Raw genomic sequence first — 299 nt, forward strand, 5'->3', positions numbered from 1 at the left:
CTGTGGTCGACGACGAGGCGCTGATCGAAGCCCTGCGAAAGGGCCGCATCGGGGGTGCGGCGCTCGACGTCTTCGCGACCCAGCCGCTGCCGCCGAACCATCCCTATTTCGGCTTCGACAACGTCATCGTCACCCCGCATATGGCCGGCATCACCGAGGAATCGATGATGCGCATGGGCACCGGCGCTGCCGGCGAGGCGCTGCTGGTGCTCGCCGGCAAGCTGCCGGTCAATCTGCGCAATGCGGACGTCATCGAGCATTACCGGCGGCGCTTTCCGGCGGACTGACGCTTCCCCGCC

At 67.6% G+C, this 299-nt stretch carries 1 protein-coding gene; it reads left to right on the forward strand.

Annotation, left to right across the window (positions count from 1 at the left end; all coding sequences use genetic code 11):
* Positions 1–287: NAD(P)-dependent oxidoreductase (locus EN845_RS34720; protein ID WP_281041060.1), on the forward strand; the 287-nt coding region annotated here is incomplete at its 5' end.
* Positions 288–299: the final 12 nt, after the last annotated feature.

The organism is Mesorhizobium sp. M8A.F.Ca.ET.202.01.1.1, from assembly GCF_004791595.1.
Taxonomy (GTDB): domain Bacteria; phylum Pseudomonadota; class Alphaproteobacteria; order Rhizobiales; family Rhizobiaceae; genus Mesorhizobium.